Below are 23,744 nucleotides of genomic sequence, written 5' to 3' on the forward strand. Positions count from 1 at the left end.
ATCAGAAATGCTATTCACTAAAACACACGATCTATGAAAGATATAAGTTATTATCTTATTGTGATGACATTCGTGTTTCTTGGTTCCTGCTCTGGTAACAAGGAAAGCGAAGAAACGAACGAAACGACAGAAGAGGAAGTAGTTGAAAACGAAATCAAATCAAATCCTTTAAAGGAGGCATATTTTGGAAACCTTCATGTGCATACAAGCTGGTCTTTCGATGCCTATATAAATGGCTCGATCACCGGTCCGGATGATGCATATCGATGGGCACAAGGAGAATCCATACCAGGTGGTGGTGATGGCACTCCCCTTCAAATCAAAAAGCCTTTGGATTGGTATGCTGTATCTGATCATGCCGAATATCTAGGGGCTTTACCAAAAATGGCTGATCCAAATAGTCCGATGAGCAAACACCCTCTTGCAAAAGATATAACCGGTGATGACCCGGTGGCTGCCTTTGCTGCATATACCGAAATTTCTAATGGAATATATCAGGAAAGAAAAAAGGATCCGATATTAGGTGATTCTACTTTTGCAGCCAGTACCTGGACTGAGATAATAGATATTGCCGATAAACATTATAACCCGGGTACTTTTACCACTTTTGCTGCTTTTGAGTGGACTGCAGCACCTGACTGGAGAAATATCCATAGAATCGTTCTTTTTAAGGATACCGAAAATGTTCCTTCTGTCCCATTTTCTGCAGTTGACTCTGATGTACCAGAGAATCTATGGAAATGGATGGATGCCCAACGAGCGAATGGCAGCCATCTTCTGGCAGTACCGCATAATGGAAATGCCAGTGATGGAATTATGTTTCCAATTGGAACAACCTATGGTGGAAGTGAGATTAATCAGGAGTATTCAACAACAAGAATGCGCAATGAACCAGTTTATGAACTGATTCAGATAAAAGGTGCTTCTGAAACCATGCCTCTACTTTCACCTAGTGATGAATTTGCTGATTTTGAAATATGGGACTATACCCTTGCAGCTACTGCCACACCACCAAAAAATAAGAAAGGTGGTTACATGAGGGAAGCGCTTATTCGCTCAATGAAATATGAACAGGAAGGTAAAGGAAATCCATTTAAATATGGTTTCATTGGAGATTCTGACACCCACAACTCCTATTCTCCTATTGAAGAAGATAATTACCATGGCAAATTTGGGTTTGAAAATAATCCTGAACACCGGTTAGACGGACCTCCGGGCGTTGATGAAAAGGGAGCAAATCAAGTGAGAAAGTTTGGAAGTGCAGGGCTTGCAGGCGTATGGGCAGAATCAAATACCAGGGAAGCCATATTTGATGCGATCATGCGAAAAGAAACCTTTGCTACATCCGGACCACGATTGAAAGTTCGATTCTTTGGCGGGTTCAATTATCCTGAAAATATATTGGAGAATTCTGACTGGGTGAAAGAAGGATATGCAAATGGTGTACCGATGGGTGGAGATCTAACTGCTTCAGATGGAAAAGCACCTTCATTTATAATTCATGCGATAAAAGAAGCTGATGGTGCAAATCTTGATCGTATTCAAATTATTAAGGGCTGGGTAGACGCAAATGGAAATACTTACGAAAAGGTGTTTGATGTAGCCTTTTCAGATGATCGAAAATTAGATGCTAATGGAAACGTACCGGCTGTTGGAAATACAGTCAACGTAGCAGAAGCTAGTTACACCAATGATATTGGAGATACCGAGTTAAAAACAGTTTGGACCGATCCTGAATTCGATCCTTCACAATATGCTGTTTATTATACCAGAGTGCTTCAAATTCCTACTCCTAGATGGAGCACCTATGACGCAAAAACTTTAGGTAGAGAACCAAGAAAAGATCTTCCGGTAAGTATACAGGAAAGAGCCTGGTCAAGTCCGATCTGGTATACTCCAGCAAAATAATACACGATTTATTTCTTTAAAAATGGTCAGCATACTCCTGACCGTTTTTTTTGCGGTTAATGGTTTGATTATTATAAATGAATTAACTTATAAGAAGTATGTTAATAGCCATGTAATTTTCAATTACACCACACTTGAAGATTGATTTATTGGCGAACTATAAAAACACACGATCTATGAAAACCATATACAACCAATTGGTGATTCTGTTGGGAATTATCGTAATGATATCCTGTTCAGGAAGCCAGGAAAGTGACGATACCACTGAATCGACAGAAAACGACATAGTAGAAGTTGAGATTAAATCAAACCCAATGAAAGATGTTTACTGGGGCGATACGCACAATCATACCGGAAATTCCTTTGATGTATACTTATTTGGCACGCCAAACTCTACTCCCGAAACTGCTTACCGTTTCGCTAAGGGAGAAGAAGTTGAAAGCCCGACTACAGGAAGACCAATGAAATTGACTGAACCACTTGACTTCCTTGTTATTGCTGATCATGCAGAATTATTGGGATCAATGCCATTAATGTATGAAAATACCCCGGGAATTTCTGATTCAAAATCAGGTCAGGCATTTTTGAAAATAGCCCCGGATAAAACTGATGAAAAAGGACTTCAGAAAATTTATGATATTTTAAACTTTGCAGCTTTTGACCAGCCTAATGAGGCCAATCTGGGCAGTAAAGATTTGATTAATGATCTTGGGGGAGAAAACCGTAAAGAAGCCTGGGCGCGATATGTTGAAACAGCAGATGCACACAATAACCCGGGAACATTCACAACACTTATAGGTTGGGAATGGTCATCCAATAATAGCGGAGCCAATTTACATCGGGTAGTTTTTATGCCACAGGGAAAAGATGTTGCAAATCAGTTTTTACCATATAGTGCATTAAGTAGTGATAATCCTGAAGATCTCTGGGCATGGCTGGAGGAGACAAGTGGTCGTACCGGTGCCGAGTTTGTCGCCATTCCTCATAATCCGAATATCAGTCTGGGGCTGATGTTTCCTGAGACCAGGCTAAATGGAGAACCTATTGACAGAGAATATGCTGAAAGCCGTATGAAGTGGGAGCGAAATGTTGAAATCACCCAAATCAAAGGCGATTCAGAAACCCACCCTGCCCTGTCACCAAATGATGAATTTGCTGATTTTGAAACATATGATTTTGCACTGACGCCTGACGGAACCAGATCTAAACCAACAGAAGCTGATTATGTCCGATCCGGATTAAAACGCGGGCTGGCAATGGAACAAAAGCTAGGCGTAAATCCCTATAAAATTGGATTAATAGGAAGTTCGGATTCTCATACCGGAATGTCTGCAATAGAAGAAACGAATTTTGCCGGCAAAGGTCAACACGATGCCACTCCTGAGAAAAGGCCTCATCCAACAGGTATTGGATCTTCAAAGGGCTGGGACATGGGAGCTGCAGGCTGGGTTGCTGTCTGGGCTGAAAATAATACCCGCCAAAGTATTGTTGATGCCTTCCAGCGAAAAGAAGTCTATGCAACAACGGGACCTAGAATTACATTACGCTTTTTTGGAGGCTTTGAATTTACGGACGATGATCTTTACGGAAACATGTTACAAACTGGTTATGACAAAGGCGTTCCAATGGGTGGTGATTTGAATCAAAATGGAGAAAAAGCACCAACATTCATGATCTCTGCCATCAAAGATCCAAATGCAGCTAATCTCGATCGAATCCAGGTGGTTAAAGGATGGCTTGAAGCAGATGGCAGCACCAGTGAAATGGTTTATAATGTTGCCCTATCAGATGACAGAACTGATGGAAGTATTGCTGTTGGTAATACTGTAGATATGAATACAGGAAAATATACAAATACCATAGGTGATGCCGATTTAAAAGTAGTCTGGAAAGATCCGGATTTTAATCCAGCACAGCATGCTTTTTATTATGTCAGGGTATTAGAAATTCCAACTCCGAGATACTCCTTACTTGATGCGATTGAATTGGGAATAGATGTAAAGGAAACCAACCATCCTGCCACAATTCAGGAAAGAGTCTATAGTTCCCCGATCTGGTATACTCCAGCAAAATAAAACACGATTTATTTCTTTAAGAACGGTCAGCTTACTCCTGACCGTGCTTTTTTTATAATCAATTGTTGAATTAAAAAATATGAATTAACTTTTGTTTTAGTAAAACCAATTGCCATCTAGTCTTCCTTACCACCACATTCTATTGAAATTGAATTACTAGTAATTTAAAAACACGATCTATGAAAAAATTAAAAAGCATCTTTTTCATCCTGGCATTTGTGTTTCTAGCTCCGGCGCTTATTTGTCAGAATAAGGACAAACCAAATATTTTGGTAATTTGGGGCGATGATGTGGGTATGTGGAATATTTCAGCTTACCATAGAGGAATGATGGGTGGAACAACCCCGAATATCGATCGAATTGGAAAAGAGGGAATGATCTTTATGGATCATTATGCCCAGGCATCATGTACAGCAGGCAGAGCGGCTTTCATACTAGGCCAGTATCCGATGAGAACCGGTTTAAGTACCGTTGGGTTACCCGGAGCTAAAGAAGGGATCCAGGATAGTGATCCTACACTTGCTCAGATGTTAAAAGCAGTTGGGTATCGAACTGGTCAATTTGGCAAAAACCACCTTGGAGACAGAGATGAACACTTACCTACTGCTCACGGGTTTGATGAATTTTATGGAATTCTTTACCATCTTAATGCCGGTGAATATCCTGAGCAATATGACTACCCAAAAGATCCTGAGGTTCTAAAACAATTAAAACTTAATCAAAGAGGAATAATTCATTCAAAAGCTACTGGAAATGGTAAGCAGGAAATTAAAGATTTAGGTCCTTGGGGAACAGAAGTTCAGCGTAATCTGGATCAGCAGGTCCTAGAAGAATCAAAACGATTTATCCGTGATGCTGTTAAAGATGACGAGCCATTTTTTGTCTGGCATAACACGACAAGAATGCATTACAGAACCAACTTGAATGATGAATACCAGGGTAAGAGTGGGTATGGTTTGTATGCAGATGGTATGATGGAATTGGATGATGATGTGGGAGAATTACTTAATCTTCTTGAAGAGCTCGGGGTTGATGAAAATACGATTGTAATGTTCTCAACAGATAATGGAGCCGCATCAAACAGTTGGCCTGATGGAGGAAACCATCCTTTCCATGGTCAAAAAGGTGTTGGTGGCTGGGAAGGCGGTTTTCGAGTTCCCGTTTTAGTGAAATGGGATGGCCATATCCCTGCAGGAACTACTACAGGTGAATTTATGACAATGGAAGATTGGGTACCTACACTTATGTCATGGGTTGGTCAAACTGATGTCAAAGAGAAACTACTTAATGGACATTCAATTGGCGGCAAATCATTTAAAGTCCATCTGGATGGCTATGACCAAAGTGATATTTTATTAAATAATGGAAAGAGTAAACGTAAAGAGTTTTATTATTTTACAGAAACTACTTTACATGGTATGCGATATGGAGATTGGAAAGTGCTTTTCAGAGATCAAAAACACTGGTTCCGTTCTCCTCAGCCATTATTATCAACACCAATCGTAACTAATTTAAAACTAGATCCTTTTGAACGATTTCACGATGCTCGAGGATATGATGAGTGGGCTGAAAACAGAAGTTGGGTACTTGGCCAGATAGGTAGCCATTTAGGATCCTTTTTGGAAACTTTTAAGGAATACCCTCCCAGCCAAGAAAGTTTTTCTATTCAGTTAGGTGACTTTAATTCAATGCTCAATATGGTGACTTCGGATTAAATTAATAAGTCAGATAGATTCATGGTACTAAAATATAACATGAATCTATCTGATTTTTCTTAATGATATTTTTAAGTAAATTTTACTATTAAATATTTCAACATTTCGGTTGATTTTTAGTGTTGGTTAGAAATTGAAATAACTTCATAATTTTAAAGCGAACTACCCTAAACCCTTCTGATCTTTGATTTCTTTTAGTTCAATTATTTCCTGAGAACGAAATCATATATCCAAAACCGTAACTTGTCATTTAAATCATTAGGCATATTTGTATAAATGATTTAACTTATATATAGTATGTCTATAACCCTATCATGATTGATAAAGTGATAATTTTGATATGCTATTTATTAATTCATTTAAAGCCCAAAGTATGAAACTATGGTACAACCGTTACAAAATATGAGATTATTGTATTCCTTAATTTTCTTTATTTTTTTAAGCTTCAGTGCTAATGCACAAGAGGAAGACAAAAAGGAAGAGCAAATTGATACAAAATCAGGATCAGAAGCTGAAGAACTGGCAAAAAAACTGGCTAATCCAATAGCTTCATTAATATCTATACCTTTACAAAACAACACAGACTTTGGTATTGGTGAACTTGAGGGAACCAGAAATACCTTAAATATTCAACCTGTGGTTCCAATCAGATTAGGTGATAACTTAAACCTGATAACACGGTATATTTTCCCAGTTGTTACACAGTATAACATTACTGGTGTCGGTGAGAAACAAAGTGGCCTAAGTGATGCTGTTGTATCAGCTTTCTTTTCTCCGAGTAATTCTAAAAACTTAACCTGGGGTATTGGCCCTGTATTTTTGCTACCAATTGGCACTGATGACCTTCTTACAACTGATAAATTTGGCGTTGGCCCAACAGCTGTAGCATTAACTCAAACTAACGGGTGGACAATTGGAGGTTTGATAAATCAGATTTGGTCTGTTTCAGGTAATGAAGACCGTGCAGACGTCAGTCAAATGTTTGTTCAGCCTTTTGTGGTATATAACTGGAAATCCGGGGCTGGTCTTGGGGCTAATTTAGAATGGACACAAAATTGGGAGACTTCCGAATCTACTATCTGGTTAAATCCAACATTCAGTGCCGTGAGTTCTATGGGAAACCAGAAATTTCAGTTAGTTATAGGTCCCAGATTTAATCTCGATGCCCCCGATGGAGCAAAGGCTGACCTAGGAGGCAGGGCAGTACTAATTTTCTTATTTCCTAAATAGGTTGAACAAAAAAATGTCAGTATTTTATTAGTATCTACCAAACCAGTTTTTGATAATGAAAAGATTTTTAAAAGAACCATTTCTTCATTTTGTATTAATTGGGTTCGCCATATTTATTGTTTATGCTTTGACTGTGGATGATAATGACTCTGAAAATGCAATTATTATCGATAATAGTGACATCAGTCATATGGTTTCAATCTGGGAGTTGCAATGGCAAAGAAAACCTACTACCGAAGAACTATCCGGACTTATAAGTAAAACACTCAAACAGGAAATCATGTATCGGGAAGCATTAAAAATGAATCTTGATCATAATGATGAAGTGATTAAGCGCAGGCTTGCTCAAAAAATGGATTTTATAACCAGCGATGTATCTGCAATGGTAAATAATCCAACTGACAAAGACTTGAAAAATTATTACAATAAGTATTCTGAAAGGTATATGCGGCCCGCTCAATATAGCTTTTACCAGATTTGTTTCACTTTTGATAACCACTCAGATCCGGTCAATCAAGCCAAATCAGTTTTAGAAGAGCATGGTAATGTTTCAATTGAGGAATTCACAAAATTAGGTGACCCACTACCCTTTCCTTTTTATTATGAAAGTATCTATGCCAATAAGCTTAATTCAGAACTTGGTGGAAACATTGCTGAAACAATGGAAGGATTACCATTAAATCAATGGACCGGTCCTGTTGAATCAGGTTTTGGAACCCATCTTGTCTATATCACCGAGAAAATTGAACCTCAACTACCCTCTTTCACTCAAATGAAAGATGTGATAAAGAGAGATTATGACTATGATATGGAACAGGAAAGTCGTGAAAAGATTTATGAAAATTTAAAAAGTAGCTATAACATTAAGCTTGAGGCAGATATCAATAAAGAGTTAAGAGAAAAGATTTTAAAAGAATTCGGTAGCTAACATAAATTGAATTAAAGATGATTAAGCGATATTATTTATTAATCTTATTCTTGTTTCTGCCTGAATTTCTTTTTTCACATGAAATGAGGCCTGCCTATCTCCATATCAAGCAGGTAAATGAAACGACCTACCATGTATTCTGGAAGATCCCTCGCCGAGGCGATATGGTGATTCGGTTGAGTCCCGTTTTTCCGGAATCATCATCATTAAATGAGTTTGCATTGCCTAAGCTGATGGATGGCGCAATGCTTTATTCTTATTCTTTGGTTACAGAAACTCCCTTAGAGGGTCAAAAAGTTACTATCGATGGATTACAAAAGACCATGATCGATGTGCTTGTAAATGTAGACTATCTTAATGGAGAAAAGGTGTCATTTATGCTGAAACCTGATGATACGGAAAAAATCATACCCGGAAAGATGAGTACTTTTGCCGTTATCAAAAATTACACAGTGCTGGGTGTAGAACATATCTGGTTTGGTATTGATCATTTACTCTTTGTCCTCGCCCTGATTATTATTACCAAAGGATTTAAAAAGATTGTAAAAACGATCACAGCCTTTACCATTGCTCATAGTATTACCCTGAGTATGGCTGTTTTAGGATTTGCAAATTTACCAGGTCCACCTGTCGAAGCGGTCATTGCTTTAAGTATTGTGTTTCTTGCAATTGAAATAATTAAAAATGCCAATGGTAAAGAAACAATTACAAGTAAGAAACCCTGGTTAGTAGCATTTACATTTGGATTATTGCATGGCTTTGGATTTGCCGGAGCATTAGCAGAAGTTGGCCTTCCACAAACTGATATACCCTTGGCGCTAGCCTTTTTTAATATTGGTGTAGAGCTCGGACAAATTGCCTTTGTAATTTTGGTTCTATTAATTATTAAAGCATTATCATACAAAGAAAACTGGCCTTTGATATTAAAGAAAGCTCCTGCTTATGCCATTGGATCTTTAGCTGCATTCTGGACTATCCAGAGAATTGCCGGGTTCTGGTTTTAATTATAATTAATAAAGTGATGGTCAAAAAAAAATATTCCTACTTATTGATTATCAGCTTATTATATTTAATTCCGTTTAAATCAGATTGTCAGGAAAAGCTTAATAATGATAAAAAATTCAGGGTAGTTGCTCTACCAACCATAGACTACAACAGGTCATTAGGATTCAAGATAGGTGCTACAAGTATGGGTTTCTTTGACCTAAACGAAAAGGACTCCATTTCACCAGTTTCATCTGTTGGTTTAATGGGGTTTTGGTCTACAAATAACTCCTGGGTTGTAATGGCACATACTCAGTTATTTTTATCAGAAAACAAATATCGAATAAAAGCTGCAGCAGGCCTGGTAGACTTCAACTCTCAATACTATGAAGAAGATGTTTTTCCGGGTGGTTTATTTGTTGATTTTAATACAACTTCAGATTTCGTCTACTTCTTATTTGCTTTTAAGTTACGTAAGAATTTATACCTTGGTCCGCAGGTATTATTTTCTAAAAGAGAAACTCTATTTGATCTACCAGGAGATTCCGGTAATGAACAAAGGGCATTTAACGGACTTGGTGGTGCATTAGAGTGGGATGACAGATCAAATGTGTACAATTCTCATTCGGGTTTATATGCGAAGCTATCCGGATTTAGCTACAATGACTGGCTTGGGTCGGATGTTGAGTTTAATAACCTCCAACTAGAAATAAACAAGTATTTTCCATTAGATTCAAACCGAACCATTGCTACCAGGTTTTTTGGGTATTTTGCTCTTGGAAATAATATTCCCTTCGAAGCTCAGCGTTCTGTAGGAAGAAAAGACATTAGAGGCTATACACAAGGTGAATTCAGAGGAGAGCAAATTATATCAGCTCAAGCAGAATACCGATGGACTTTCTATAATAAATGGGGAATGGTTGCTTTTGCAGGATTGGCTATTTCTAATGACCCCGAAGGCTGGAGTCAGTTGTTACCAGGCGGTGGTGCCGGCATAAGATACATGATGATCCCTGATAAGCGCATCAATGCAGGTATTGATATTGCTGGTGGTGTTCGTGACTGGGGAATCTATTTCAGGATAACAGAGGCATTTTGAAGCAATACTTTTTCTATTGTATTGCTTCAATTGTAATTGATTTTTTCAATAATAAGTTAATCTTGTAAATCGTATAACTTATAATCTTCATTATTCATAAAATAAATTCCTGCCTGGCAGTAGGCTTCTACTCAATGTTTATTCATTATTCCTATTATAAGATACTATACATATTATAATAATCAATGAAAAAATTTAATTATTTCGATACGACAATTATATAAAAGTGATATCAAATTATAAGATTCATTGATAGTGATTAGTGGTAATTGCATAATTTTATTTTCATGCTATATTGTTGTTTTAAACTAATATAAGCATGAGCCAAAATATTCGATTACCCCATTTAGATGCTATCAGAGGTCTAGCCTTATGGGGAATTTTTATTGTAAATATTGTCTGGTTTTCGTTTCCATCTGAATATTTTGGAGAACTGTATGGCGGTGGACCACATTGGTACAATGACTTTATAAATTTTCTCAGGACTGAATTATTTGGAGGTCGTACAGCAACTATTTTTGCTTTATTATTTGGTCTGGGAATGGGCATGCAGTGGAATAAATGGAAAAGTTCTTCTATTTTATTAAAGAGAAATATAGTTCTTGCTTTATTTGGAATACTTCATATAATCCTTTTATTAGGTGGAGATATATTATTGGATTATGCATTATTTGGGCTGATTGGTATTGTACTTATCCGTCTTCCAAAAAGAATAATATTGGTAACAGCCATAATGATTGCACTATATCCATCGATGCTTATTCTATTTAGACACTTAGAATGGATAGAAGCTGCAGGAAACGCACCAGCAATGGGAATATCTGTTGATGAAAAGATTGAACTTTTTAAGAATGGTCCGTTTTGGCAACAATGTCTTTTCAGAATAAAACAATATCAAATAATCTGGCAAAACCCATGGGTGATTAATTTTTACTTCCCTCCTGTATTCGCTTGTTATGTTTTTGGGATTTACTTAAGTAAAACCAACTTCTTGAATTCGTTATCAGATCAATCCAGATATTGGAAAATTTTTATTCCTGCCCTGATATACAAGATTGCTATTACTTTAATTAACCATCTATCTATAACTTGGATGGTTGAGTTTAAGTCAACAATAGTTTTTCAGATACTCATGCAATGGGATCAGTATGTAACTTCAGCTATCCTTGTGATTTTGGTCATTCTAACCATTAATACAACTTTTGGAAAACGGTTATGGTATCCTTTCAGGCTCTTGGGTCAGATGTCATTAACAACCTATATTCTTGAAAGTGTTTTATCAAGCATTCTATTTTACTCATTTGGATTTGGTCTGTATAATGAATTAAGTCCGCTAGCAATACAGCTTTATTGCCTGTTTTTTACAATTATGATTATCGCTTTTAATTATTTCTGGCTTAAGCGATTCGAAAGAGGCCCATTGGAGACCATCTGGAGGAAACTAAGTTATCCTGACAAGATGTAATATTAGGTTATTTGATTTCAGAAGGCTGCCAGCCTCCCCCTAATGCTCTGTACAATTCTACCACTGAAAGAATTTGTAGTAGCCTTGCATTAACGATCTCAAATTGAGCCACCTGGGCATTGTCTTTCGCATAAATCACCTCCAGATAACTAGCAAGCCCTTGTTTTTGCAGTTCTTCGGAAAACAGCACGGCATCTAATAATGCACGGTTCTCTTTGCGTTTTAGCTTCACCAGTTCCTGAAAATTTTGATATGTGTATAATGAGTTAGATACTTCTTTGTAGGCATTCAGGATTGTTTCTTTATAATCGTAATATGCAATTTGTTGATCAGCAAGTCGGACTTCTTTTTGTGTCCTGAGTTTCCTTTGATTGAATAAAGGAAGTGTCAGATTACCAATTACATTACCAAATAAAGAATTGATGCTAAATAAGTTATCAAAATCCATGCTATTAAATCCTCCGGCTGCATTTATTGACAGTGTAGGATAAAATGAAGCTCTAGCTGAATTTGTCAATTCAAAAGCACTAATCAGGTTATATTCGGCTGCCTGTACATCTGTCCTGTTTTGTAAAAGCTGAATTGGTATTCCTATATTGAGCTCCTCGTTTATCTGAATGTTATCCCAATTTGCTCTATCAACAGGTCCGGGAGTTCTACCGAGCAAAATGGATAAAGAGTTTTCAACCAATCTAATTTCATTCATTATTTGCAGTAAACTACCTTCTGCTTTATATAGAAAAGCTTCACTCTGCTTAACTCCAACGGCATTTTCCTGGCCTGCTTCTTTGAGTGCATTGATTATCTCTAACCCTTTTTGCCTGTTTTCAATTGTGATTTCAAGAATTCTAACTTTTGCATCTAAAGAAACAAGAGTATAATAGTTTCTAACAATTTGGGAAATAATCACTGTTTGCAGATATCTGGTAGCATTTATTGTTTGCATATATTGAGCTGCAGCTGATCTTTTCAGGCTTGTAATCCTTCCCCAGATATCAAGTTCCCATGAAAACACACCACCTAAAACTATATCAGTATAATGTGTATCAGACGGCCGATCCTGAAACAAATATGAATTTGTCGGAAGATAATTTTCACCTACCGAAAACGCACTATTTATACTTGGTAAATAATTAGATCTTCTTTGCTTAAAAATTGATTCTGAAGCCAGTATATTTTGCTTCGCTTTCAAAATGCTTAAGTTATTTTTTAACCCTTCATCAATATAACCGATCAATATCGGATCATTATATATTTCCCGCCAGTCGAGTGTGGCCATTGATATGGTATCTTCTGTAAGAGTATCAGCATAAAAAGAGTCAACAGAATATGTTTCAGGACGTTCGTATTTTTTTGTAGCAATACAGCCCTGAATAAATAAGATTGAAATAAACAGTAGTCCAATATGTTTAATAAATCTATTCATTTAACTCCTCATTTGAATTCTTATCAAATTCCATTGGTTTGATCTTTTCTTGTAATGTTTGAAAGACCACAAATAAAGCTGGAATTACAAGCCCTCCGATCAGGGTTCCTACTAATAATCCAAATGCTGCTCCGGTAGCCAGGGAACGATTACCATTTGCTCCAATACCGGAGGCTAACACAAGAGGCATTACACCCACTACGAAAGCAAAGGATGTCATTAAAATTGGTCTGAGTCGATCTTTAGCTCCTTGAATAGCTGCTTCAGCAATACCCATTCCTTTTTTGCGCTGTTGAAGACCAAATTCTACTATAAGAATGGCATTTTTGGCAATCAGCCCAATAAGCATAACCAAGGCAATCTGAAAGAATATGTTATTTTGAAGTCCTGCAAGTTTTTGAGAAACAAAGGCTCCCATAACACCGATTGGAACAGCTAACAAAATACTCCATGGCAAAAGATAACTTTCATACTGTGCTGATAATAATAAATACACAAACAGGAATGTAATGATAAAAATTACAGTTGTCTGACCAGCTGATTTGATCTCTTCAAGGGTTAACCCTGAATAATCTATACTGTAATTTAGTGGTAGTTCGGTTTTTTCCATTTGATCTATCAAGGCAATAACATCGCCGGAACTATAGCCTTGTGATGGGGCACCATTGACTGCCGCTGAATTAAATAAGTTAAATCTACTAACAGACTGAGGTCCATAAACCTGTTTGAAAGTGATAAATTGATTTACCGGTAACATATCACCATTGGCATTTCGCACATTAATGTCATTCAGGCTACGAAGATCAGCCCTTTCATCAGCTGAAGCCTGAATCATTACTCTAAACTGCTTTCCGAAGCGAGTAAAATTGGCAGCATAGATTCCCCCGACATATCCTCCCACAGTCTGAAAAACATCAGATACTTTTACACCATTAGATTTAATAGCCTCTTCATTAATAATCATTTCATACATCGGATAATTTGTATTGAAGGCAGTTATGGCATATTGCACTTCAGGATGATCCATTAATTTCGACAGGAAATCTCGGGTTACTCTTTCCAGTTCCTGCTGGTCTCCACCGGTTCTGTCCAATAATTTAAATTCGAAACCAGAACTCACGCCAAAACCTGGAACACTCGGTGGACTGAAAAATATCATTCGGGCATCAGGCATTCCCTGGGAAATACCAAACAACTTACCGATAATGGCTTCCACAGATTGATCATCATGTTCCAGTCTTGTTTCCCAATCTTCAAGTTGAAGGAAAGCAACCCCGTAATTATTACCTACTCCATTTATCAGACTAACCCCTCCTATAACCGTACTATTAACAACACCAGGAATCTTATTTGCTTGTTCTTCAAGTTGTTTTAATACAAGATAAGTTCTATCGAGTGTCGCACCTGGAGGTAATTCAATATTGGCAAAGACAACCTTTTTATCCTCACCGGGAACAAATCCTGTAGGCATTGAATTATTCGCCCACCATATACCAAAAATGGATAACAGAAGGATACCTAGCACAAATATTTTATGCCCGATAAGGAAGGAAACAATACTGCCATATTTCTCGGTAAACTTTTCAAAGGCAACATTAAAAGCATCATAAAAGCGTTGAAGAAAGTTCTTTTTTTCCGGTTCATGGTGATGTTTTAGAATCAGTGCACAAAGCATTGGGCTTAATGTTAGAGCATTTATAGCTGAAATGAATATTGCACACATCAAGGTAATTCCAAACTGTTTAAAAAACACCCCTGTGGGTCCTGCTATAAACGTTACCGGAATAAAAACCGCAATCATAACTAGTGTCGCAGAAATCACGGCAGATACAATTCCACTCATAGCTTCCTTTGTAGCTGTTTTCACATCCATTTCAGGTTTTTTGGCCATCTTAGCATGTACAGCCTCAACTACCACAATCGCATCATCCACAACAATCCCGATGGCCAGGATCATAGCAAATAAGGTTAACAAATTAAGTGAATAGTCAAGAACAAGGAGAAAGAACAGTGCTCCAACGATTGAAACTGGCACAGCAATGGCCGGAATAATGGTAGACCTGAAATCCTGAAGGAAAATAAATACTACTATGAATACCAGAATAAATGCTTCATAAAGTGTGTGTAATACATTTTCCATCGAAGCTTCAAGAAATTCATTACTATCAAAATTAATTAAATAATCAACTCCCGGAGGGAAATTAGCTTCCTGTTCCTCCAAGTATTCTTTTACTTCTTCGATTATAACCTGAGCATTTGATCCTGGAGTCTGATAAATGCCCATAGTAACAGATGGATTACCATTGGTTTCGCCAATAGTTCCTGCAGTAAATGCTCCTAATTCAACTTTTGCAACATCAGAAAGTCTTAAAATCTCACCCTGATCTGTTGCTTTAACTATGATGTTTTCATATTCCTTTACTTCATCAAATCTTCCCTGATATTTCAACACATACTGAGTTGCTGCACCGGTATTCATCCCTATTTTACCTGGAGCAGCTTCAATACTTTGCTCATTTATAACAGCCACTATATCCTGAGGAACAAGATCATATTGTGCCAGTTTCTCCGGAGACAGCCATACCCTCATTGAATAATTTTTAACTCCGAAAGCCCTGGCGTCACCCACACCTGAAATTCTTTTTATTCCGGATATGATATTGATATTCATGTAATTCTGAATAAATGTCTCATCATACGTTTCGCTTTTGGAATAAAATGATATAAACATCAATGCACTTGTCTGCTGTTTTCTGGTAACCACACCTGATCTGACAACTTCCTGAGGTAATTTAGGAATGGCCAGGGAGACACGATTCTGTACATTTACTGAAGCTATATCCGGATCCGTTCCCTGCTCAAAATAAACCGTGATTTCTGCATTACCTCCATTATCTGCTCTGGATTCAATATATGTCATCCCCTCAACCCCGTTAATTTCTTCTTCAATTGGAACAACAACACTTTTTAATACAGTTTCCGCATTAGAGCCTATATAGTTTGTTCTAACTTTTATGGTAGGTGGAGCAATATCCGGATATGTAGTGACAGGAAGGCTCAATAACCCTAAAACACCAAGAAAAATAATTGTGATAGTAATTACTGTTGATAATACAGGCCGATCAATGAATTTTTCAATCATTTATATTCATTATTAGAAATTACTGAACTTCAGGTATTTCATAATCTCCTTTTAAAACTTCTTCTCCAGGTAAGTAAACTCTTAATAGGAAATTCCAGCCTTCTGGAGCATCAAGTCTATTTTTAACATCTCCGCAATTTTCTTCAGAACCATAATGTACTGTAAATGTTCCGTCGTTATTTAATTTAACATTCGAACCATTTAATAAGCAATTTTCAGATTTAATATATCCATCTTCACCATAAACCGTAATTGACCAAAAACCTGTATTTGAAGGAACCTCATAAGTAGCTGAAAAGCAATTTGATGCAGATGCATCTTCAGGAGTATAGTTGAGGTAAGTTGCGGCTTCTTCTGGTAATAAACCCCATGCTGCAGCTGCCGCAATATGCCTGGTATTTTCATTTACTTCTCCCCTTTTACCCATCATTCCTTCCCAACTTGCATAATTAGCACTTTCTTCATTATAAACTGTTCGTAGTGAATCTAAAGACTCTTTGTCCCATTTGAATTCAGGGAAATCCTTTGCGGAAACTGATTCCACAACAAATTTATTCTGAAGGTCATTAAGCATCTTTATTTCATTCTCATCATCTGCATTATAAACTTGTAACCGAATGATTATATATAGAAAATCTGTGTTACCATTCATGGTGTATTGTCCAGGTTCATATATAATTTCCTGTACATAATGGTCATTATCAATTATGTAAATGGATGCATACCGATCATCTGGTATTTCAGGGAAAGTGATATTTATCCCCTCTCTGGCATCAAAAACACCCCCTGAATAAAGAACATCTCTATTCATTCTAATTACAGTTTGTTTATCTAGTGGTGTAGGAGTTCGATAATGAAAAAATTCATTTGATTTTCCAGCATTATTTATCATTTGGACGAATGCATTATCGGTTTCAGCCCTAATAAAGTTTTCGGGGGTTACAGTTTTCTTTTCTGAGACAATTTTATCTATACTTTCTTTGGATTCATTTTGTTGTCCGCATGAAAAAAGAATCAATGATAAAACTAATAATTTGATGTATTTCATAATCGTGTATTTTAATATTTGAGAATTAATTATTAACAGGTCGTAAAGTATTAACCAGACTATCAATATCAACTGATTTTGGTTTGATAGGCGCTTTATGTCTGAGATTGTTTGCTCCCATCGCAACAACAACCTCTCCCTTCTTAAGACCTGATTCTACAATAGCCAGATTATCAATTCTATCAATAAGCTTGACGGGAGTTGTATTGGTGCTATCATTCCTGACTGTATATACATAAGATATCCCTTGCTGCTCAAATACTGCTGTTTCAGGAATTACAAGTACATTTTCAAATTTTCTTGGTATTCTAATTAATCCGGTACTCCCCTGATTTAATAGCTTGGAATCATTATCAAACTTTACCCGAAACTGTATAGTTCCTGTTTGAGGGTTTATTTGTCCTGAAGTAGTCTGGAGTTTACCTTTTTCTTCGAAAATACTTCCATTTGCCAATTCAAGTTCAATTGGAGGCATTAGATTAATTTTTTCCTGAAGATCTTTACCAGGATACTCCTGAAAGAAATTTATGTATTGTTGTTCATTTATTGAGAAATATGCATAAATCTCACTAACATCAGAGATGGTAGTAATTGGATTACTATCAGTTGGCTTAACTAGCGAACCCTCCCGGTTATATATTCGACCTACAACTCCGTTTATTGGACTGGTTATCTCCGAAAACTTTATATCTTCAAGAACACCCTGATATGCTGCCGAGGCAATTTGATGGTCAGCCTGGGCTTTACTTAATTGCCCCTTGGCTTTTAATAGTTCTGCTCTGGCTGTTTCAAGCTGTACTGAACTAATAATATCCCTCTCAACGAGAGGCTCTAGTTTATCCACTTCAACTTGTGCTGCTTTTACATTTGCTTTAGCAGACTCTATCGCTGCAAGGCTCGAACTTACTGAAGCCTGGGCTGCAGATGCATTTTCAGCCTGAATATTAGCCTCTATTTTAAATAGTTTTTGTCCTTTTCGAACTGTCTGCCCTTCATCAACAAATACTTGTTCTATATACCCGCTTATCTTTGGTTTTACTTCAATATTAATGACTCCGGATATTTCAGAAGGAAAGATAAAGTAACCATTGATATCTCTTTGATCAACTTTTACAACTGGAAATGATCGTCTCGGAACAGTTGTATTATCATTTTTTTTACCACAAGAAGTTAATAATAAAATGACAATGAATATCTGTAATGATCTAATAGTAATCATCCGTTATCTGGTTACAATTAATACTATTTTGGTTTGATCATCCTGACAAAATATTTGGCAGATAACAATCCTTAAGAATATAATTTTTACTATATTTAATTTAACTATTTAATATTAAAATTTATAATTAGTTGAATTGTTTATAATTAAATGATTTTTCTTTCTGTGATGTGTTGAAACAATGCCTATTGTGATATCAGGAAAATTCGAGAAATGAAAGACAGGTCAAGTTTCATTTAGATAATTAATAAATAAGCATCTTAAATAATCTTAATATTTAGCATCAAACTCTTTAATAAGTATTGGTGGTATTTTAAGTAAGTTGATTTCAATTATAGATCCGTTTCCTGATGAATAAAATATGCATAATTAATCGAGTAATAATTCTGTGCCTGATATTTCTGTTTACAACTACAGTGATACAAGCCCAAAATAATCGAAATAATGCTATAAAAGTTGTTACATTAAATACATCGGATACAATTATTGTTGATACTACAAGAATGTTTGAAGATGCTCCCCTGGACATTAGTCAAGATCGAGGTTTGTTTATCGTAAGTCCAGATAGGAAGATGCAATTAAGGATACTTGGCTCTATTAGATATCATATTGTAATGGATCAGGTTAATTTAATTTCAGAGAATTCATTCAACACCCATGAAATCCCAACCGGAGATGATAATAATCCGATATTTAATTATTCAAACCAGCTGAGTCAGACCCGACTTGGTTTTGAGGTAACACGCCGAACAGATTTAGGTGATGTATTTATACGACTGGAAACAGATTTTGCCGGACCAGATGGTTTTAGAATAAGACATGCCTATGGGGAAATTAAAGGATTATTACTTGGGCAGACCTGGAGTTTGTTTTCACATGTAACTTCTGTACCCGCAACCGTTGATTTCGCAGGACCAACATCATCCATTAACATAAGGACACCACAGATTAGATATACATTCAGGAATTTATCAAACGGGTGGAATCTGGCATTAGGATTAGAATACCTGGTTCCGAATCTGAATTTTCCGGATTCAATTAATGCCGAGATATTTCAACTTACACCTGACCTCTCTGCTCGTTTAAATAAGACATTTAAATGGGGTGAAATTCAGGTTTCCGGATTATTACCTATCCTTTCTGGCAGGAATGTATTTGGAGACTTAAAAGTTAAGACAGGTTATGGAGCTGCGGCTTCAATTGTAGTTAACTCATGGGTTGGAGGTAAATGGTATTTACAATCCGTCGTTGGAAGAGGCATATCACGTTATTTTAATGATCTTGACAATAATGTACTTGATGTACTTGTAGATATAAATAACAATTTAGCTCTCCCTCTTAATTATGGAATTAACGGATCTTATGAACATGCCTGGAATAAAAACTGGACTACAAGCTTTACTTATGGCATTCTTCAGGTTGAACGGTATACCATCACACCTCCAAGTTGGTATTTCAAAGGACAAACATTTAGATCAAACACTTTCTGGTCGATTTCTGAAGGTGCAAAATTAGGAATTGAAGTAATCTATGGTACGAGGGAAGATAAAAATAATGAAACCGGTGACGCCTTTAGAGGGAACATATTAATGTTCTATGACTTTTAGATTTAATCACAGCCATGTTAATTTCACCCTGCTATGTGGTTGTTGGCCTAATTACAAATTAAATCATGTACTGCTAAAGTTTAACTGGAAAGTCCTGCTATCCTAACAAACCAAAAGAATCGCATTGTTAATTATTTATATATAATTCGTCTTAATAATTAATTGTTTGCCTTCAAATATCTAGAACGGAAATGCTCATTGTTTTTGAAAACACAGGAATTTATTTCTGATATACTATTTCCTTTTTCTTTATCCATTTCAAGCATATCAATTAACGACACACCCACTATTGGATCAATTTTATCCCTTAACATAAAAAAGACCTTATCAATTTCGGGGTGTAACAATAAACTTTGAGTTGTGGGGGTTATACTTGAATATTTATGCCTATAAAATTCACACATATCTTTTAACATGTGATGAGGATGGCTCAGATCAAAATCATATTCCTTTACGAGGCTATTAATCAATTCGTCTGGCATATTCTCTTTCTCATATTGAAATGCTACCTTATGGGTTTTACTATCAATATCCTCAAATGATTCGGAACTGGAATTTAATAATTCTTTATTTTTTTGAAGTAATAATATCTTCATTAATTGCTCAATTGATAACCATAGTAGATTATTCCCTCCTACAGTCCCCCCTCTCATCCAAAGATATCTGCCTTGAATATAATTTCTGTCTGCGGTAGACAACCAGTTGTTTAATACCTTGATAAAGTGTTTGTTTTCAGCCATATATAAATATAACAAATCTATGGCTAATTATATTTAATTTGGAATGACATAAAGATTTGTATTAATAATATTACTATTATCATATCATTAACCCCACGTATAACATATATAACATAATTGAATATTTAGGCAATAATGATATCTTCAAAGAAATGGAAATAGTAAATGAAACTAAAGATACCAAGGGCAGGTTCGTAGCCATGGAAGATGATATGGAACTCGGTGAAATGACTTACAGTATTGCCAATAAAGATTTAATAATTGTGGATCATACCGGAGTTAATGATGAAGCCAGAGGGAAAGGAATTGGTAGAGCATTGTTTCTACACCTGGTTGATTATCTTAGGACAAATGAAATTAAAGTTATTCCCCTTTGCCCATTTGCAAAGTTGATGTTTGATAAACACCATGAAATGACTGATGTTGTCCGGTAAATTTTTACGGAATGAAAAAGCTTCCGGTTAATTTACCGGAAGCTTTTATATTATATAGCACTAGCAAGTGTAACTTTTCTTTCTTCTAATAATGGGACTATCTGTTCCAATACTAAACTCTTGAAATGTTCAGAATTCTTATGAGATTCAATCGCATTCTGACCAAGATAAGCTTCGTGAAGAATTATAACATTTTTATCTTCAATACTCTGATGAGCATTATAAAATAAGTTTCCTTCTTCATTTTCACTTTTTATTTTAAGTTCCTGTATAAGATTAAGAACAGTTTCCAGAGAACCTTCTTTTACTTTCCAGGTAGCAAATACATGAATATTGCTCATAAATATTGGAGTTATTGATTGACTTTTTTGTTTAATAACTTTAATACTTCCTCACCTACTCTATGAGCTGAGGCAGGATTCTGGCCAGTTACAAGTCTGCCATCAACTTCAACGTGAGACTCCCATAATCCGGATTTCTTGAACTCAACTCCTCTTTCGATTAAAGCTGTTTCTAGAAGATATGGAACTACATCTGAAAGTCCAACGGCATCTTCTTCTTCATTTGTAAACGCATTAACTGTTTTACCTTCGATAAGATGTGAACCATCGCTAAGCTTGATGTTAATCAACCCTGCTGGACCATGACAAACTGCACTTACTATACCGTTGTTTTCATAAATAGTAGCTGCAATTTCAGCTAGTTCTTTGTTGTCTTTGAAATCCCACATGGTTCCATGGCCACCAGCATAATGAATAGCTAAATACTCTTCCGGATTAACTTCTGATGGTTTCATTGTATTTTCAACCTTAGCCTTATACTCCTTGTTTTCCCAAAATTTCTTATTGATTGGGTCTTCAAGATCAAACCCGTCAACCGGAGCCTTCCCTCCTTTTGGACTTACAAAATCAATTTCATATCCTGCGGCTTGAAGTATATCCCATGGATGTGCCACCTCACTTAAATAAAATCCAGTCGATTCGCCAGTATTACCTTTTTGGTCATGGCTTGTTACTACAAATAATACTTTCTTTTTCATTTCTCCTCCTGTTTTGTTTTGTGCATTTGAAAAAAACATTAACAAACTTGCAGTCAGTAGTAATATACTTGTTAATACTCTCATTTTCATTACATTAAATTGTTTTGACAATGCAAAGGTGTAAAGATTTGACTGATCATCACAGGAGGTAGATCACAGGTTTTTTGTGATCTATATCACAGGCATTTATTTACCAAGGCGACTCAATGTTTCACGACTTACGCCGAGATACGATGCTAATATTGTTTTGGGGATTCGTTGAACTAAAGAAGGATATAATCTGATAAATTCATCATATCTCCCGCTTGCGTCTTTATTTAAAAGTGTAAGAATTCTCTTCTGAAGGGCTACATATCCTTTATTTGACTTGACCCTGAAAAAGTGCTCAAGCTTATGAATTTCAGAACAAATATGATCTTTATCTTCCAGAGAAATATATAACAAATCACACTCTTCTATGCAATCAATATTTATTGTTGCTTTTCCGCCATTGTAAAAAGCATTATAATCAGTTACCCACCAGTCTTCCATTGCAAATTGGAGAATATGATCTTTTCCTTCAAAATTGGTCGAATAAGCCTTTACTAACCCGGAAACAACGAAATACTCAGGTACTTCCAATTGATCTTCTTGAACAACAAATTGGTGTTTCTTAAAATGCTTTTGATGATAAAAAGACGCAGCATATTCAAACTCCTCATCAGAAAGTGATATTAATTCTTGAAAATGATTACGCAATTTTTCTTTTGCAATAGAGTCCAAAATGATGCGATTAATAAGTGAAAACTATAATTCAATTTAATTCAAAGACGAATCTGATACAATATTGTTTTGTATACCTATGTGTTTTAATTTCAGAATAGAAAAACACTTACCCTCGATAAAACACAATGAATTATTACAGGTAATTTGCAAGGTGATTGAAAATTTAAATTTGAATTCCAATTCCATAAAACAGGACCAACCTTAGGCCAACATATAAAATAAGGATTGAAGTAAGTATTCCCAATATTTTAAGATTAAAGCGCTTACTTGATAAATAAGAGCCAATTAATCCACCAATAACTACAGCAATTACAAGGCTTAGTGCCATTTTTATATCAAGTATATAAGAGCCTGCAATATTCAGACTAATAATCCCTGCCAAAGAATTAACAAGGATAAACACGGATGCCAAGGAAGCTATAACCCTTGGATTCTTCCAGTGCATCAAATTTAAAGTTGGCGACAGGAAAATACCTCCGCCTATTCCGGAAATCCCTGATAATAACCCAATAAAACCTCCCATTAGGCTTTTTTTACTATTTGAAAAGTCTTTTGAGGAAATATTACTTTTCACATATTTAAGTATCATAAATAATCCGGCCAGAATTAATGATATTCCCAATATTAGAAAAAATGTAGATTGAGAGAGCTTTATTTGCCCCCCCACAAATGCCATAGGAATACTTAAAATAAAAAACGGCCATATTGCTTTAAAATCAAGTACATTATTTCTGAAATACATTATTGTGCCAATTGCTACAACACAAACATTTAGAGTCAGTGCTAATGATCTTATCTCATAGAAATCGGTTAATACAAGGCTTAAAATTGCCAGATAGCTCGACCCGCCTCCAAATCCAACCGAACTATAGAATAAAGCTATAAGAAAAAAAATGATAGGTAAATACTCTAAAGACATA

At 36.0% G+C, this 23,744-nt stretch carries 19 protein-coding genes; 10 read left to right on the top strand and 9 right to left on the bottom strand.

From position 1 onward, the window contains the following. The first annotated feature begins 33 nt into the window (after positions 1–33). From HH304_RS07695 to HH304_RS07730, 8 genes are all read left to right on the top strand, one after another. The gene (locus HH304_RS07695) at positions 34–1,908 is read left to right on the top strand and encodes a DUF3604 domain-containing protein (protein WP_169679841.1); all 1,875 of its coding nucleotides are present in this window, start codon (positions 34–36) and stop codon (positions 1,906–1,908) included. 176 nt (positions 1,909–2,084) lie between these two features. After that, positions 2,085–3,983, top strand: a complete 1,899-nt coding sequence (locus HH304_RS07700; RefSeq protein ID WP_271711541.1) for a DUF3604 domain-containing protein — start codon at positions 2,085–2,087, stop codon at positions 3,981–3,983. Positions 3,984–4,162: 179 nt separating this feature from the next. Continuing rightward, positions 4,163–5,698 (top strand): arylsulfatase, encoded by a 1,536-nt coding sequence (locus tag HH304_RS07705; protein WP_169679845.1) that lies wholly within the window; start codon positions 4,163–4,165, stop codon positions 5,696–5,698. 402 nt (positions 5,699–6,100) lie between these two features. Then, entirely contained in the window at positions 6,101–6,928 is an 828-nt protein-coding gene (locus HH304_RS07710; RefSeq protein ID WP_271711542.1) for a hypothetical protein, read from the top strand. A 55-nt stretch (positions 6,929–6,983) separates the two neighbouring features. Further along, on the top strand, positions 6,984–7,856 hold the full coding sequence (locus tag HH304_RS07715; protein ID WP_169679848.1) for a peptidyl-prolyl cis-trans isomerase: 873 nt from the start codon (positions 6,984–6,986) through the stop codon (positions 7,854–7,856). A gap of 17 nt (positions 7,857–7,873) precedes the next feature. Further along, positions 7,874–8,860, top strand: a complete 987-nt coding sequence (locus tag HH304_RS07720; RefSeq protein ID WP_271711543.1) for a HupE/UreJ family protein — start codon at positions 7,874–7,876, stop codon at positions 8,858–8,860. Between the two features lie 17 nt (positions 8,861–8,877). Beyond that, positions 8,878–9,939, top strand: a complete 1,062-nt coding sequence (locus HH304_RS07725) for a BamA/TamA family outer membrane protein (protein WP_169679851.1) — start codon at positions 8,878–8,880, stop codon at positions 9,937–9,939. Positions 9,940–10,258: 319 nt separating this feature from the next. Next, entirely contained in the window at positions 10,259–11,404 is a 1,146-nt protein-coding gene (locus HH304_RS07730) for a DUF418 domain-containing protein (RefSeq protein WP_169679854.1), read from the top strand. 7 nt (positions 11,405–11,411) lie between these two features. On the opposite strand, the gene HH304_RS07735 is transcribed toward HH304_RS07730, so the two are convergent. Genes HH304_RS07735 through HH304_RS07750 form a run of 4 tightly spaced genes read right to left on the bottom strand, consistent with a single transcriptional unit; the run spans position 11,412 to position 18,239 of the window. Then, complete coding sequence (locus tag HH304_RS07735) at positions 11,412–12,830, bottom strand: efflux transporter outer membrane subunit (RefSeq protein ID WP_169679857.1); 1,419 nt, start codon at positions 12,828–12,830, stop codon at positions 11,412–11,414. Further along, positions 12,823–15,972 (bottom strand): efflux RND transporter permease subunit, encoded by a 3,150-nt coding sequence (locus HH304_RS07740; protein ID WP_169679860.1) that lies wholly within the window; start codon positions 15,970–15,972, stop codon positions 12,823–12,825. The genes HH304_RS07735 and HH304_RS07740 overlap by 8 nt, the downstream gene beginning before the upstream one ends. Positions 15,973–15,991: 19 nt before the next feature. After that, the gene (locus tag HH304_RS07745; RefSeq protein WP_169679863.1) at positions 15,992–17,020 is read right to left on the bottom strand and encodes a DUF1214 domain-containing protein; all 1,029 of its coding nucleotides are present in this window, start codon (positions 17,018–17,020) and stop codon (positions 15,992–15,994) included. A gap of 25 nt (positions 17,021–17,045) precedes the next feature. Continuing rightward, positions 17,046–18,239, bottom strand: coding sequence for an efflux RND transporter periplasmic adaptor subunit (locus HH304_RS07750; protein ID WP_271711544.1), 1,194 nt, complete (start codon positions 18,237–18,239; stop codon positions 17,046–17,048). A gap of 350 nt (positions 18,240–18,589) precedes the next feature. On the opposite strand from HH304_RS07750, the gene HH304_RS07755 reads away from it, so the two are divergent. Next, positions 18,590–19,846, top strand: a complete 1,257-nt coding sequence (locus HH304_RS07755; RefSeq protein WP_169679866.1) for a DcaP family trimeric outer membrane transporter — start codon at positions 18,590–18,592, stop codon at positions 19,844–19,846. Between the two features lie 158 nt (positions 19,847–20,004). On the opposite strand, the gene HH304_RS07760 is transcribed toward HH304_RS07755, so the two are convergent. Next, positions 20,005–20,586: a hypothetical protein gene (locus HH304_RS07760; RefSeq protein WP_169679869.1), complete on the bottom strand. Its 582-nt coding sequence runs from the start codon at positions 20,584–20,586 to the stop codon at positions 20,005–20,007. 152 nt (positions 20,587–20,738) lie between these two features. Between HH304_RS07760 and HH304_RS07765 the strand changes: the two genes are divergently transcribed. Then, on the top strand, positions 20,739–21,020 hold the full coding sequence (locus HH304_RS07765) for a GNAT family N-acetyltransferase (protein ID WP_169679871.1): 282 nt from the start codon (positions 20,739–20,741) through the stop codon (positions 21,018–21,020). Positions 21,021–21,070: 50 nt separating this feature from the next. On the opposite strand, the gene HH304_RS07770 is transcribed toward HH304_RS07765, so the two are convergent. The 4 genes from HH304_RS07770 to HH304_RS07785 all read right to left on the bottom strand — a co-directional run bounded on the left by HH304_RS07770 (position 21,071) and on the right by HH304_RS07785 (position 23,743). Beyond that, on the bottom strand, positions 21,071–21,361 hold the full coding sequence (locus HH304_RS07770) for a putative quinol monooxygenase (protein ID WP_169679873.1): 291 nt from the start codon (positions 21,359–21,361) through the stop codon (positions 21,071–21,073). Between the two features lie 11 nt (positions 21,362–21,372). Next, positions 21,373–22,149 carry a type 1 glutamine amidotransferase domain-containing protein gene (locus tag HH304_RS07775; RefSeq protein WP_271711545.1) on the bottom strand — a complete coding sequence of 259 codons (777 nt, stop codon included), beginning with the start codon at positions 22,147–22,149 and terminating at the stop codon, positions 21,373–21,375. A gap of 96 nt (positions 22,150–22,245) precedes the next feature. Next, positions 22,246–22,821 carry a Crp/Fnr family transcriptional regulator gene (locus HH304_RS07780; protein ID WP_169679875.1) on the bottom strand — a complete coding sequence of 192 codons (576 nt, stop codon included), beginning with the start codon at positions 22,819–22,821 and terminating at the stop codon, positions 22,246–22,248. Positions 22,822–22,987: 166 nt separating this feature from the next. Then, positions 22,988–23,743, bottom strand: coding sequence for a sulfite exporter TauE/SafE family protein (locus HH304_RS07785; RefSeq protein WP_169679877.1), 756 nt, complete (start codon positions 23,741–23,743; stop codon positions 22,988–22,990). Between the last annotated feature and the right edge of the window lies 1 nt (position 23,744).

Source organism: Marinigracilibium pacificum (assembly GCF_012926615.1).
Lineage (GTDB): Bacteria > Bacteroidota > Bacteroidia > Cytophagales > Cyclobacteriaceae > Mangrovivirga > Mangrovivirga pacifica.

What these genes read in the sequence shown, in the direction of transcription:
- HH304_RS07695 (WP_169679841.1), top strand. Translation starts at nt 34, where the DNA reads ATGAAAGATATAAGTTATTATCTTATTGTGATGACATTCGTGTTTCTT.
- HH304_RS07700 (WP_271711541.1), top strand. Translation starts at nt 2,085, where the DNA reads ATGAAAACCATATACAACCAATTGGTGATTCTGTTGGGAATTATCGTA.
- HH304_RS07705 (WP_169679845.1), top strand. Translation starts at nt 4,163, where the DNA reads ATGAAAAAATTAAAAAGCATCTTTTTCATCCTGGCATTTGTGTTTCTA.
- HH304_RS07710 (WP_271711542.1), top strand. Translation starts at nt 6,101, where the DNA reads ATGAGATTATTGTATTCCTTAATTTTCTTTATTTTTTTAAGCTTCAGT.
- HH304_RS07715 (WP_169679848.1), top strand. Translation starts at nt 6,984, where the DNA reads ATGAAAAGATTTTTAAAAGAACCATTTCTTCATTTTGTATTAATTGGG.
- HH304_RS07720 (WP_271711543.1), top strand. Translation starts at nt 7,874, where the DNA reads ATGATTAAGCGATATTATTTATTAATCTTATTCTTGTTTCTGCCTGAA.
- HH304_RS07725 (WP_169679851.1), top strand. Translation starts at nt 8,878, where the DNA reads ATGGTCAAAAAAAAATATTCCTACTTATTGATTATCAGCTTATTATAT.
- HH304_RS07730 (WP_169679854.1), top strand. Translation starts at nt 10,259, where the DNA reads ATGAGCCAAAATATTCGATTACCCCATTTAGATGCTATCAGAGGTCTA.
- HH304_RS07735 (WP_169679857.1), bottom strand. Translation starts at nt 12,830, where the DNA reads ATGAATAGATTTATTAAACATATTGGACTACTGTTTATTTCAATCTTA.
- HH304_RS07740 (WP_169679860.1), bottom strand. Translation starts at nt 15,972, where the DNA reads ATGATTGAAAAATTCATTGATCGGCCTGTATTATCAACAGTAATTACT.
- HH304_RS07745 (WP_169679863.1), bottom strand. Translation starts at nt 17,020, where the DNA reads ATGAAATACATCAAATTATTAGTTTTATCATTGATTCTTTTTTCATGC.
- HH304_RS07750 (WP_271711544.1), bottom strand. Translation starts at nt 18,239, where the DNA reads ATGATTACTATTAGATCATTACAGATATTCATTGTCATTTTATTATTA.
- HH304_RS07755 (WP_169679866.1), top strand. Translation starts at nt 18,590, where the DNA reads ATGAATAAAATATGCATAATTAATCGAGTAATAATTCTGTGCCTGATA.
- HH304_RS07760 (WP_169679869.1), bottom strand. Translation starts at nt 20,586, where the DNA reads ATGGCTGAAAACAAACACTTTATCAAGGTATTAAACAACTGGTTGTCT.
- HH304_RS07765 (WP_169679871.1), top strand. Translation starts at nt 20,739, where the DNA reads ATGGAAATAGTAAATGAAACTAAAGATACCAAGGGCAGGTTCGTAGCC.
- HH304_RS07770 (WP_169679873.1), bottom strand. Translation starts at nt 21,361, where the DNA reads ATGAGCAATATTCATGTATTTGCTACCTGGAAAGTAAAAGAAGGTTCT.
- HH304_RS07775 (WP_271711545.1), bottom strand. Translation starts at nt 22,149, where the DNA reads ATGAAAATGAGAGTATTAACAAGTATATTACTACTGACTGCAAGTTTG.
- HH304_RS07785 (WP_169679877.1), bottom strand. Translation starts at nt 23,743, where the DNA reads ATGTCTTTAGAGTATTTACCTATCATTTTTTTTCTTATAGCTTTATTC.